We start from the raw sequence: 12,937 nt of genomic DNA, 5'->3' as shown, positions 1-12,937 counted from the left end.
TGTATCAACGCAAAAAAACAGCTGAAATCCGGACGCTTCCTCGGAATCCGACTGAATATCGAACAGGGGTTTACCCGCGTATATTCAGCGCCGTGTGACCGCCAAAATACTGTGCGCGATGGTCGGGCAATTCATCCTGACAAAGGGGCTTGCCTGAAGGAGACAAATTTGGCCAACTACGAACGACACCAGCGGCTATCCAACCCGCAGAACAACCGGACGATCATGGCTGCATGGGACCGGTTTCTGTCTGGAGATACGCCACCACCCAATGCCTTACGCTGCCTGATTGATGACTCCTGGCGACGCTGCCTGGAGGTGCAGGTGGATCCCTCGCGCCAACAGGCGGCATCTCCCGTGAACGAATCAACGCTGTCTTCGCTGCAATACCAGCATCGAGAGTTGTTACGTGCGGGCAAGCCCGTGATGGCCATGGCCCGGGACTTTCTCGCCCAAAGCGAGACCATCATGATCCTGACCGATCCAAACGGCATGATTCTGGGGGTTGAAGGTGACCCGCGCGCGCTGGATGAGGCGGAATCCATTCACCTCATCGCTGGCAGTTGCTGGAGCGAGCAGCTTTGCGGCACCAACGCCATTGGTACCGCCCTGTCGGTAGGGCAACCTGTACAAATCCATGCGGCAGAGCACTTTTGCGCGGGTATCAAGGAATGGACCTGCTCTGCCACCGTCATCCGGGACCCTTATGACGGAAAAATCCTGGGAACCATTGATGTTTCGGGTCTGGGCAAGACCTTCAGCCCGCAAAGTCTGGCTCTGGCCGTGACCACCGCCAGCCGTATCGAAAGCCAGCTGGCCAAGCTGGAGATGGATTTTCGCTACCAGTTGTTGGAGCGTGGCACCGCCACCATGTCCAACACCACCGATGGCGTGATCATTTGTGATCGGCGTGGTTTTCCGATCAAGGCCAACGCGTTGGCCAGCGCCGCCTTGCTGGCCCGCGGCATTCATTTCAACCTGAAAGATACCACCCAGATCCCGACTCTGGAAACAGGCACCTTTGCACCATCCACGCCGGTGGATGCCCCCGAATGGTTACGCGCAGACTGGCTTGAACCGATTGTGGATGCCGGAGAGCGGATCGGCACCTTGCTGACCATTCCCGCGTTGCAGCCCAATGGCACGGTTTCCAGCTGGAGCCGCAAAGCCAAGCCGGTACAAGACCTCCGGCCACAGGATGTCAAGGGTTTTGATGCCCTGATTGGCCACAGTGAACCCTTGCTTCAGGCCATTCAAAAAGCCAAGATGCTGGCAAAGTCCAACGTACCCGTCCTTCTGCTGGGTCAGACTGGTGTGGGCAAGGAAAATTTTGCCCAGGGTTTGCACCGCTTCGGACAGGTTGGGGAACGGCCTTTTGTCGCCCTTAACTGCGGTAGCCTGTCACGTGACCTGTTGGCCAGCGAACTTTTTGGTCATTGCGAAGGCTCATTTACCGGGGCGCGGCGCGGCGGCATGATCGGCAAGATCGAGGCGGCCAATGGCGGCACGCTGTTTCTGGACGAGATTGGTGAAATGCCGCTCGAATTGCAGCCACACTTTTTGCGGGTTCTGGAAGAGGGAGAAATTTACCGTATTGGGGAGACCTCACCACGCAAGGTGTCCTTCAAGCTGGTATCTGCCACCAACCGAAATTTGCGCGACGAGGTGGCGGAAGGACGTTTTCGCATGGACCTTTTTTACCGGGTATCTGTCACCAGTATCCGGATTCCCGCCTTGACGGAACGCAAGCCGGATATTCCCTTGCTGGTCGCGCATTTTCTGGGATTGCTGTCCGATAAATACGCAGCGAAACCCAAGCGATTCAGGACAGAGGTGCTGGATGCGTTTGAAGCCTACACCTGGCCCGGTAACGTGCGGGAATTGCGCAATGTCGTGGAGAGCATGTTTCTGATGGCACAAGGTGATGCCATCGGACTGGACGGCCTGCCACCTGAAATCGGATCAGTGGATGCCCGCCAAAAAACGGCAGAAAAAATGACAGAGGTTCCTGTTCTGGGAAAACTGGAAGACCTGGAGTTGGCATTGATCCGAAATACCATTGAACAGGACGGCGGCAATCTGACCTTGGTGGCCAAGCACCTTGGCATCGCCAAAAGTACGCTTTACCTCAAACTGAAAAGATACGGTTTGTCGTAATCCAGCGTCATCACCAAAGATGAGCGTGTGTCACATGGTTTTTTTGACGGACTGATCATCCCCCCGGCCCACTCCTACAATCTGCGCCATGACTCAACACCTTGATATTTGTATTCGTGGCGGTGGCATTGTGGGCCACACGCTGGCTTTGTTACTGGCTCGGGACCGGTTGCGTGTGGGCCTGGTGGCCACCAAGCCGCCAGCGGGCAGCGAGCCGGATGTGCGGGTCTACGCACTCAACGCCAAATCCAAAGCCTTGCTGGAATCGGTGCGCTGTTGGCCCGATGCCCAGCACGCCACGGAAGTCACCGGCATGCAGGTCGAAGGTGATGATGGCGGTGCCATCCATTTCTCTGCCAGCCACCTGGCCGTGCCAGCACTCACCTGGATCGTGGACGTGCCCGCGCTGGAGGCCCAATTGCGCGAAGCGGTGCGTTTTCAGCCGCACATTGAGCTTCTGGAAGCCCCCCGTGCTGCCACCCTGACCGTGGTATGTGAAGGCCGGGCAAGCAGCACGCGCGAAGAATTTGGGGTCGATTTTGTCGCGACGCGCTACCCGCAAACCGCCATCGCCGCACGTCTGGCCTGCGAGAAACCCCACGGCCAGGTGGCGCGACAATGGTTCAAAGGCGATGAAATTCTGGCATTTTTGCCGCTGGATGGCGCACAAGGGCAATCGGTTGGCTTGGTCTGGTCGGTGCCCGATGCTCGTGTACCCGAGCTGCTCGAGGCCGATGCCACCGATTTTTGTGAACAACTCCATACGTTCAGCCAAGGCTGTCTGGGTCAACTCAGCCTGATCAGTCCGCGCAAGGCCTGGGCACTGCAGTCGGCCCAGGCCAGCCGCTGGATCGGTGTGGCCAACGGTCAAAGCTGGGCCTTGGCGGGTGATGCGGCACACAATATCCATCCGCTGGCCGGTCAAGGCCTGAATCTGGGCTTGGGCGACGTGGCCGAACTGGCTGAGGTTTTGCATACCCGCGCGTACTGGCGGCCGGTCAACGACATCAAGCTGCTGCGCCGTTATGAGCGGGCGCGGCGTGCAGAAGTCACCACCACCGATGCCGCCATGACCTTTTTGCAGCAACTTTTTGCCAAAGATGGCAATGGCTGGCAAAAACTGCGCAACTGGGGCATGCAGGGGTTCGAGCTCAGCGGCATGGCCAAAAATTGGGCTGCACGCCAAGCCATGGGTTTGTAGCCACCCCGGTTTTTTTGAACTTCTTTCACGCTTGCAGGTCTGACATGACCTCCACTTTTACAGGACGCACATGAACTTACGCCTAATTACCCTGTTGACTTGCGCCCTGCTGGCGGCCAGCACCGCCTGGTCTCAGGAAGCCGCCATCCGCAAAAACCTGACCGAACGTATCCCGCAACTGCAAAAAATTGACGAAGTCAGCAAAACCCCGATAGATGGCCTCTATGAGATCCGGGTCAACGGAGTCGATATTTACTACACCGATGCCCAAGCCAATTACCTGATCCAGGGCAACCTGATCGACACCAAGCAAAAACGCAATCTGACAGAAGAACGGGTAGATAAATTAACCGCCATCAACTTTGATGCCTTACCCTTCAAGGATGCTTTCACCATCGTGCGTGGCAATGGCAAGCGCAAACTGGCGGTGTTTGAAGACCCCAACTGCGGCTACTGCAAACGTTTTGAGAAAGATTTGCAGAAGGTCAACAACGTCACCATCTACATGTTTTTGTACCCCATCCTGAGCGCAGATTCTGGTGAAAAGTCCAAAGCCATCTGGTGCGCCAAAGACAAGGCCAAAGCCTGGCAAGACTGGATGGTGCGTGACATCACGCCACCCGCAGCCAGTTGTGACAGTGCCGCGATTGGCCGCAATGTGGAACTGGGCCACAGGTTCAAAGTCACGGGCACCCCCACCCTGGTGTTTACAGATGGCACACGCGTGCCAGGTGCAGTGGGTGCGGATCAGGTTGAAAAACGTCTGAACTGATAGTCTGTCCGATGAGCACGGCCTTCACTCCCCTCAGGTACGACATCTGTGCACTTGACCTGCACGCTCACCTGTTCCAGGTGACCCTCACCCTGCCCCACCCCACCGCTGACCAGCAGCTGAGCCTGCCGGTGTGGATACCGGGCAGCTATCTGGTACGGGAGTTTGCCAAACACCTGCAACACCTGCACGCCCGTCAAGGCAAGCACGCTGTAGCCTTGACGCAACTCGACAAATGTACCTGGCAAGTGCACTGCAAAGCCAGCAAACCCGTGGTGCTGACCTATGAGGTGTACGCGTTTGACCACTCGGTACGTACCGCCTGGCTCGACACGCAGCGTGGTTTTTTCAATGGCACCAGTTTGTGCCTGCGGGTGCACGGACAAGAAAATTCACCGCATCAACTCACATTGAGTGATGCAGGCTTGCCCAAAGACTGGCATGCAGCCACCGCTTTGACGGCCCAAAAAGTGACAAAACGAGGCTTTGGCAGCTACCTGGCCGCCAACTATGATGAGCTGGTCGACAGCCCGGTGGAACTGGGTCCGTTCTGGCAGGGTGAATTTGAGGCGGCGGGTATCCCGCACCGTTTCATCGTCTCGGGAGCGCCGCCCAGCTTTGACGGCACGCGACTGCTGGCCGATACCCAACGTATTTGTGAAACCGAAATCGCTTTCTGGCATGGTCAGCAGCCAGCGCTTGCCCCGCATCGCCATTACCTGTTCATGCTCAACGCCATTCACGATGGTTATGGTGGGCTGGAACACCGCCACAGCACCGCGCTGATTTGCCGCCGGGCCGATTTGCCGCAAACCGGCCAGTCTGCGAACGGCACGCCGTCTGACGGCACCACCACCTTGCTGGGGCTGATCAGCCACGAATACTTTCACACCTGGAACGTCAAGCGCCTGCGCCCGGCCGAGTTTGCCTGTTACAACTACGCGCAAGAAAACTACACCGAGCTGTTGTGGTTTTTTGAGGGCTTCACCAGCTATTTTGATGATCTGCTGCTGCGCCGCGCCGGGTTGATTGACAGCCCCCACTACCTGAAATTACTCACCAAAACCATCAACCAGGTGCTGCAAACACCCGGCCGCCAAGTACAGAGTGTGGCGCAGGCCAGCAGGGATGCCTGGATCAAGTACTACCGGCAAGACGAAAACACCGCCAATGCCACCGTCAGCTACTACACCAAGGGTTCACTGGTGGCGCTGTGTCTGGATTTGAGCTTGCGCCAAGGCGGCAAAACCAGTCTGGATGCCGTCATGCGCAGCTTGTGGGAGCGCTGCCAGGGCGGCCCCATGAAAGAGCAAGACCTGCTCGACGTGCTGGCGGAGCTGTCGGGCACGTCTTTTGAGGCGCAGTTGCAGCAATGGGTACATGGTACGCAAGACTTGCCACTCAAAAAACTGCTGCAGCAGCACGGCATTCGCTATGAGGAAGAGAGCGCCTCACGCGCAGAACAATTGGGCTTGAAGCTTCATGAGCACAATGGCTTACACGTCAAAAGTGTGCTGCGTGCAAGTGCTGCCGAACAGGCCGGATTTGCAGCGGGCGACGAGTGGCTCGGCATGGAGCTAGGCTCACCCAAAGCACCTCAAGGCTGGCGTATCCACAAACAGGACGACCTGGCGCTTTACCTGGGCCAGGCCCCAACCTTCACCGCCCTCGTAGCCCGTGATCAGCGCTTGCTGCGTCTGCAGGTGACCCTGCCAGAATTGGCCAGATCCGTGAAACTGAGTATTCAAAATGCAGCCCAGGCAGAGGCTTGGCTGGCCCCAACAAAACATCAAAAATAAGAGCTACTTACGCTTATTTGACAAGCACTAGAACCCATTTTTATCAACAAAAATCTCTCAGGAGCATGTATGACTTATGAACTGATCACCGTTCGCACCGAAGCCGACAAAGTGGGCATCATCACCTTGAACCGCCCCAAACAGCTCAATGCCTTGAACGAACAGCTGATGACCGAGCTGGGCACAGCCCTGCATGCGTTTGACGCAGACCCGGCCATTGGCTGCATGATCATCACCGGCAGTGAAAAAGCCTTTGCCGCCGGTGCTGACATTGGCAGCATGGCCAGCTACAGCTTTGCCAACGTGTACAAAGACGACTTCATCACCCGCAACTGGGAAAAAATCCGCTCGGTGCGCAAGCCGGTGATTGCCGCCGTGAGTGGTTTCGCCTTGGGTGGCGGCTGTGAGCTGGCCATGATGTGTGACTTCATCATCGCCGCCGACAACGCCCGCTTTGGCCAGCCCGAAATCAAGCTCGGCATCATCCCCGGTGCCGGTGGCACCCAGCGCCTGCCACGTGCCGTGGGCAAAGCCAAGGCGATGGATCTGGCGCTCACCGGACGCATGATGGATGCTCTGGAGGCCGAGCGCTCCGGGCTGGTCAGCCGCGTGGTACCGCTGGACAAGCTGATGGATGAAACCTTGGGCGCAGCCCTGATGATCAGCGAGTTCTCGCAAATGGCCGTGATGGCGGTCAAGGAATCCGTGAACCGGGCCTTTGAGGGCACACTCAACGACGGCATCATGTTCGAGCGCCGCCTGTTCCACGCCTTGTTTGCCACATCGGACCAAAAAGAAGGTATGGATGCCTTTGTCAACAAACGAAAAGCAGTTTTCACACACCAGTAACCACAAGTCTGCAAAAAGTGCCCGGCAAACCGCTATAATCTTGGCCTGTTGGTGATATAGCTCAGTTGGTTAGAGCGCAGCATTCATAATGCTGATGTCGGTGGTTCAAATCCACCTATCACCACCAAGACATCTGAAACCCGCCTCGGCCAGCAGCCTTGGCGGGTTTTTCATTTTCAGCTGTTTGTCAGCGAATCGTCCTGCGCTTTTTGTGAAGGTCGCGCCATGCGGTGACCAGGTTTGGCCAGCAGTTCCACGTAAAACGCCGCGCCACCTGCTTGGGCAACCGCATCGATCAAAGCGGTCAGGGTGGCCAGGTGAACACTTTCGGCGTTGTCTGCATGGGTGCCAAATGAGCAATCAAAGTCCCAAAAGTCCACGCCTTCTGGCAAGGCTTTACGGCGTTCGCGCTTCAAGTATTGGCGAATTTCGTGTTTGGTGGCCTCCAGCACGCGGTCTGGATTTTTGCCTTCAATCTGGAGTTGGAATGTTTTTTTCACGGAGTCCTTTAAATCGATGGAATACACACCACTTGCGGCGTGTTCAGGGTGGGGTGATTATGCGTCCAGGGGCCTCTTGCACCGTCACGGCCATGCCACCTTCAGCGCTGCGTCACAAGCTCAATCAGCCCGGCACGCTCCTTGAATACCCTTAAACTGACCCTGTCACCCACCCAACACCTCATCATGACCTTCTTCTCCCTTGGCCTGTCGGCCCCCTTGCTGGATGCTGTCCAACGCCTTGGTTTTGATACCCCTACCCCGATTCAGTTGGGGGCCATTCCCCCGGCCTTGGCCGGTCAGGATGTCCTGGGCTGCGCCCACACCGGTTCGGGCAAAACCCTGGCGTTTGCCCTGCCACTGCTGCAAAGTCTTCAAGCCTCGGCAGGCAAGCTGGCCCAAGCCCTGGTTCTGGTGCCGACACGCGAACTGGCCACCCAGGTGGGTGACACCCTCAGCGCACTGGCACAGCAGTTGCCCCAGCCGGCCAAGGTCGGCGTGGTGTTTGGTGGGGTGTCGATCAACCCGCAAATGATGGGCTTGCGCGGCGGCACGCAAGTGCTGGTGGCCACCCCGGGGCGGCTGCTGGATTTGGTGGCACACAACGCGGTCAAACTGTCTGCGGTCCAACTGCTGGTGCTCGATGAAGCCGACCGCCTGCTGGACTTGGGTTTTGCCGACGACCTGAACCAGGTGCTGGCACTGCTGCCAGCCAAGCGCCAAAGCCTGTTTTTCTCGGCCACCTTTGCCCCGGCAGTGCAAACCCTGGCCAACACCTTGTTGCACAACCCGGTGCAGGTCGACGTGCGGCCCGATGCCGCCCCGCCGATAGAGATCACTCAACGCGCCATCGCCGTGGACACCTCGCGCCGCACCCAGTTGCTGCGCCACCTGATCCAGCAGCACGCCTGGCCACGGGTGCTGGTGTTTGTGGCGACCAAATTTGCGGCAGAAATTGTGGCCGACAAACTGCGCAAAGGTGGGGCCACCGCGGAGCCGTTTCACGGTGAATTGAGTCAGGGCAAGCGCACCCAGGTGCTGGCCGACTTCAAGGCCGAACGCTTGAGTGTGGTGGTGGCCACCGACGTAGCGGCACGTGGGCTGGACATTGCCAACCTGCCGGTGGTGGTGAACTTCGACCTGCCGCGCTCGGCCAATGACTACACCCACCGCATTGGCCGCACCGGCCGCGCCGGTGAACCCGGTCTGGCGGTGAGTTTTGTCAGCGCCGGCACCCAGGCGCACTGGCGGTTGATTGCCAAACGCCATCATCTTGAGGTGCCGCTGGAAAGTATTGCTGGCTTTGAAGCCCAGGAAGAAGCGCCCCCAGCCTCCAGCGACCCCAACGCCTCAGGCAACGGCGGCATCAAGGGTAAACGCCCCAGCAAAAAAGACAAATTGCGCGCGCTGGCCAGCCACCAAAGCACTTAACCCCCAGGGGCTGTTCCGGTAAACATCTCCTGGCCCAACCAGTCTGCCCCATGGGTGAGGCGTTTAAAATCAGCAGCTTCTTTCACAGCCTCTGGATGAACACCATGAACCGCTGCCTCCATGCCCCCAGGGCATTACGCTCTGGCCTCAGCGCCCTGCTGATCTTCGCCGCCTGTATGGGCCAGACACCCGCCACCGCACAAGGGCTGGTTCGACAGTTCCCCGCTGCAGCCAAGCGCGCAGTGCTTGAAGTGACCCAGCCCCCTTATGTGTTGCTCAACGGCCGGACGGAACAATTGTCGCCCGGGGCACGCATCAAAGGCCCCGGCAATTTGCTGGTACTTTCAGGTGGCCTGGTGGGCCAGCCGGTGCTGGTGAATTACCTGCGTGACCCACAAGGCATGATCCATGAAGTGTGGATATTGAACGAACAGGAAGCCCGGCAACAACGTTCAGGCATGGAAGCCATCACCAATTTCATCTTTGAATCCAGTTCCGACAAACCCCCTACGGACGACGGCAAAACGCCGTTTGACCAGTTGCCCAAGTTTCCTCAGCAGTAAGCACCCGGCATGTGGTCCCCGCTGCAGGACACCCCCTATTTTTATAATCAAAATGACCCTGTAGCGCTTATAAAATAAGCGCAAGCAGCTATTATTAATATAGCAAATACTTTCCCCATGAGCAAAAAAGTCTTTATCAAAACCTACGGCTGCCAGATGAACGAGTACGACTCGGACAAGATGAGCGATGTGCTCGGCGCCGCCCAGGGCTACGAACCCACCAGCAACGTGGAAGAGGCCGACCTGATTCTCTTCAACACCTGCTCGGTGCGCGAGAAGGCGCAAGAGAAGGTGTTCTCCGACCTGGGCCGGGTCAAACACCTGAAGAAAAAAGGCGCGTTGATCGGCGTCGGCGGCTGCGTGGCCAGCCAGGAGGGCGAGGCCATCATTGCCCGTGCCCCCTATGTGGACGTGGTGTTTGGCCCGCAAACCCTGCACCGCCTGCCGCAAATGCTCGATGAGCGCGCCCGGCTGAACCGCTCGCAGGTCGACATCAGCTTCCCCGAGATTGAGAAGTTCGACCACATGCCAGCCGCCCGTGTGGAAGGCGCCAGCGCCTTTGTCAGCATCATGGAAGGCTGCTCTAAATACTGCAGCTACTGCGTGGTGCCCTACACCCGTGGCGAAGAAGTGCATCGCCCGTTTGAAGACGTGCTGGTGGAAGTAGCCGGTCTGGCCGACCAGGGCGTGAAAGAAATCACCCTGCTGGGCCAGAACGTCAACGCCTGGCGTGCGCCGATGGGTGACACGGCGGAGGTGGCTGACTTTGCCACCTTGCTGGAATACGTGTCCGACATTCCCGGCATCGAGCGCATCCGCTACGTGACCAGCCACCCCAATGAGTTCACCCCCTCGCTGATTGCTGCCTACGAGAAGTTGCCCAAACTGGTCAGTCACCTGCACCTGCCGGTGCAGCACGGTAGCGACCGGATTTTGATGGCCATGAAGCGCGGCTACACCGCCATGGAATACAAAAGCACCGTGCGCAAATTACGCGCCATCCGCCCCAACATGGCCATGAGCAGCGACTTCATCGTCGGCTTCCCCGGCGAAACCGAAGACGACCACGCCAAGCTGATGAAACTGATGGACGACGTGGGCTTTGACAACTCTTTCAGCTTCATCTTCAGCCCGCGTCCCGGCACGCCCGCCGCCAATCTGCATGACGACACGCCACACGAGGTCAAGCTGCGCCGCCTGCAAGAGGTGCAAGCCAACATCAATACCAACCTGGCCCGCATCAGCGAAAGCCTGGTCGGAACAAGCCAACGCCTGCTGGTGGAGGGTGCCTCCAAGCGCGACGCAGGTGAACTGATGGGCCGCACCGAATGCAACCGGGTGGTGAACTTTGTCGGCCAGCCCGAACTGATTGGGCAGATGGTGGATGTGCACATCACCGAAACCCGCACCTACACACTGCGCGGAGAAGTGCTCCTTAAAAAATAGCTGCTTGCGCTTATATATCAAGCACTAGAGGGCAAAAATGCAGTGAAAAAGCAGCGACTCAGGGCAAACTGTCCGAAGAACTGAGCCCCTGTTCGCCACCTGTAATGCCACCCTAGCGCCCCCAACCCTCCTGACGGACTGCGGCCCTCCCCATGAAAAGCACCTCGCCCACGACAACTCATACCGTGGCCGTACACCACCCCTTGCTGCGCGGTGCACGGCGTTTGCGTATTGCCCTGGTGGGATTACCTGGTTCGGGCAAAACCACCCTGTTTGATGCAGTCTCAAGCACCGCTCCGCAGCAAGGTGAGCTGACCGACACCCACCGGGTCTACCGGGCTTGCACCGTGCAAATTGGCCTGGATGAAGCCAGTGTGGTGGCGCTGCCCAGCCTGAGTTCGGTGCATCATTTACAACACGATGACCTGAGCACGCTGAAATTCCTGCTCTGGGGCAATGATCGCCCCCCCATCACCGCCCACGAGTCCAGTGCACCCCCCGCGCCTTTTGAACCACCCGATCTGATCATCCAGGTGGTGGATGCCACCCAGCTGCAAAGCCATCTTGAACTCACGCTGGAACTCAGCCAGCTGGGCCGCCCCATGGTGCTAGCCCTGAACCACATGGACACCGTGCGCCGCAAAGGCCTGCACATCAACCAGCGGGCCTTGGGCACCCTGCTGGGCATTCCGGTGGTACCCATCTCCGCCTTGCTGGGGCAAGGTATTGCCGAACTGTTCAACACCGCCGTGGCCACGGCACGCCAAGGTATTTGCCAGCTCCCGCAAGCCCCCAACCGGCACATTGCCAACAGCCTGGAACCCTTGAGTCAAGCCCTCACCCAGCCCGGGATTGACACCGCCTTTCGGGTGCCCCACCAGCTGCTACTTTTGTTATTTGCCTCGGGCCATGCCTATTTTGAACGCGAATTACAAGAACACTTCGCTGCCAGAATGCCCGACCTCCAGGCCCTGCGCGAAGCGGCTGGACAAGGCTTGCCGCGCCCCCTGGCGGAAGAAATCCGCGCCGATGGCCATCACCGCGCAGCCACTCTTTATGAAGCTGCCATGCGACCCGGCCCGCTGGAGCCAGAGCGTAACTGGCGCTTTTGGCTGGACACTTTTTTGCTGCACCCACAGTGGGGACTGCTGGCCAGCCTGTGGGTGTTTGCCGGTGTACTGTTTGTGGTGTTCGAGGTCAGCGGCTGGATCGACAGCCAGACCACCCAGCGGCTGATTGAGGCCACCAGCCACTGGCAGCCCCAGACCACGTTGGGCGTGGTGGAGCGCGCCATTCTGGACGGCTTTATTGGTCTGACCGGTATTGTGGTGCCCTACATGCTGCCCCTGCTGCTGCTGCTGATTGCCCTGGAGGAAATCGGCTTGATGCAGCGTATGGCGTTTGTGCTGGACCGGGGTTTTCACAAAATCGGCCTCCACGGTGGTGTGGCCGTGCCTTTTTTGCTGGGGCTGGGCTGCAATGTGCCAGCTATCTCAGCTGTTGCCCGCAACTCAAGCGGGCGAGAACGCCTGATAGCCTCGGTGCTCATCACCTTCGTGCCTTGTTCTGCCCGTTCCGCCATCATTTTGGCGGTAGCAGGCAAGTACCTGGGGGTGTGGGGCGTATTGGGCGTGTATGCGTTGACGCTGCTGCTGCTCAGTGCCATGGGCTTGTTGTTATCCCACCAGCACCGCGAAGTGGGTCCAGGGCAAGTGCAGGACATTCCTCCCTACACCCTGCCCAACTGGCATGCCATGCTGCGCGAGACCTGGGCGCGCTCCAGTGACGTACTGACCATCGTGACCCCTTTGCTGGTGGGCGGCAGTGTGGTGCTGGCGTTGCTCGGGCACTTTGGTGCAGATGCCACCATCAATGCCCTGCTGACCCCGTTAACCAGTTGGTGGCTTGACCTGCCACTGGTGCTGGGCTTGCCATTGCTGTTTGGCGTGCTGCGCAAAGAGCTGTCCCTGTTGATGATTTTTCAGGCTTTGGGGACCCAGGAGATTGATGCGGTACTGAGCACAGAGCAAATTCTGACGCTCCTGGTGTTCATCACGTTTTATGTACCTTGTATTTCGACTTTTGCGGTGATGAACAAAACCCTGGGGCGCGCCAAAGCCTGGTTCTCAGTGATGCTTTCGGTGGGTGTTGCCATGCTGCTAGGGGCACTGGTACAGATCATCCACTTTTTACTGGTGATGGCGGGTCTTCCATAACGG

At 58.4% G+C, this 12,937-nt stretch carries 10 protein-coding genes and 1 tRNA gene; 10 read left to right on the top strand and 1 reads right to left on the bottom strand.

Translation table 11 applies throughout. The features are described 5' to 3' along the window. The first annotated feature begins 168 nt into the window (after nucleotides 1-168). From LDN84_RS04230 to LDN84_RS04205, 6 genes are all read left to right on the top strand, one after another. A complete protein-coding gene (locus LDN84_RS04230) occupies nucleotides 169-2,157 on the top strand; it encodes a sigma-54-dependent Fis family transcriptional regulator (RefSeq protein ID WP_223908837.1) in 1,989 nt (662 codons plus the stop codon). 88 nt (nucleotides 2,158-2,245) lie between these two features. After that, a complete protein-coding gene (locus LDN84_RS04225; RefSeq protein WP_223908825.1) occupies nucleotides 2,246-3,358 on the top strand; it encodes an FAD-dependent monooxygenase in 1,113 nt (370 codons plus the stop codon). 70 nt (nucleotides 3,359-3,428) lie between these two features. Further along, on the top strand, nucleotides 3,429-4,130 hold the full coding sequence (locus LDN84_RS04220) for a DsbC family protein (protein ID WP_223908823.1): 702 nt from the start codon (nucleotides 3,429-3,431) through the stop codon (nucleotides 4,128-4,130). Between the two features lie 11 nt (nucleotides 4,131-4,141). Continuing rightward, nucleotides 4,142-5,929, top strand: coding sequence for a M61 family metallopeptidase (locus LDN84_RS04215; RefSeq protein WP_223908821.1), 1,788 nt, complete (start codon nucleotides 4,142-4,144; stop codon nucleotides 5,927-5,929). 69 nt (nucleotides 5,930-5,998) lie between these two features. After that, the gene (locus LDN84_RS04210; protein WP_223908819.1) at nucleotides 5,999-6,778 is read left to right on the top strand and encodes an enoyl-CoA hydratase; all 780 of its coding nucleotides are present in this window, start codon (nucleotides 5,999-6,001) and stop codon (nucleotides 6,776-6,778) included. 50 nt (nucleotides 6,779-6,828) lie between these two features. After that, nucleotides 6,829-6,905, top strand: a tRNA-Met gene (locus tag LDN84_RS04205). Nucleotides 6,906-6,954: 49 nt separating this feature from the next. Here LDN84_RS04205 and LDN84_RS04200 read toward each other — a convergent pair. Further along, a complete protein-coding gene (locus LDN84_RS04200; RefSeq protein WP_223908817.1) occupies nucleotides 6,955-7,278 on the bottom strand; it encodes a DUF6172 family protein in 324 nt (107 codons plus the stop codon). A 186-nt stretch (nucleotides 7,279-7,464) separates the two neighbouring features. Here LDN84_RS04200 and LDN84_RS04195 point away from each other — a divergent pair, with 186 nt between their 5' ends. The 4 genes from LDN84_RS04195 (at nucleotide 7,465) to LDN84_RS04180 (ending at nucleotide 12,934) form a co-directional block, all read left to right on the top strand. Then, complete coding sequence (locus tag LDN84_RS04195; protein ID WP_223908814.1) at nucleotides 7,465-8,709, top strand: DEAD/DEAH box helicase; 1,245 nt, start codon at nucleotides 7,465-7,467, stop codon at nucleotides 8,707-8,709. Between the two features lie 104 nt (nucleotides 8,710-8,813). Continuing rightward, entirely contained in the window at nucleotides 8,814-9,272 is a 459-nt protein-coding gene (locus LDN84_RS04190) for a hypothetical protein (RefSeq protein WP_223908805.1), read from the top strand. 117 nt (nucleotides 9,273-9,389) lie between these two features. Further along, the gene (miaB, locus tag LDN84_RS04185) at nucleotides 9,390-10,718 is read left to right on the top strand and encodes a tRNA (N6-isopentenyl adenosine(37)-C2)-methylthiotransferase MiaB (protein ID WP_223908803.1); all 1,329 of its coding nucleotides are present in this window, start codon (nucleotides 9,390-9,392) and stop codon (nucleotides 10,716-10,718) included. A gap of 152 nt (nucleotides 10,719-10,870) precedes the next feature. Then, complete coding sequence (locus LDN84_RS04180; RefSeq protein WP_223908801.1) at nucleotides 10,871-12,934, top strand: FeoB small GTPase domain-containing protein; 2,064 nt, start codon at nucleotides 10,871-10,873, stop codon at nucleotides 12,932-12,934. Nucleotides 12,935-12,937 lie beyond the last annotated feature (3 nt).

This window comes from Rhodoferax lithotrophicus (assembly GCF_019973615.1).
GTDB lineage: Bacteria > Pseudomonadota > Gammaproteobacteria > Burkholderiales > Burkholderiaceae_C > Rhodoferax > Rhodoferax lithotrophicus.
The sequence above is the reverse complement of the archived record's forward strand: the minus strand, read 5'-3'. Positions and strand labels throughout refer to the sequence as shown.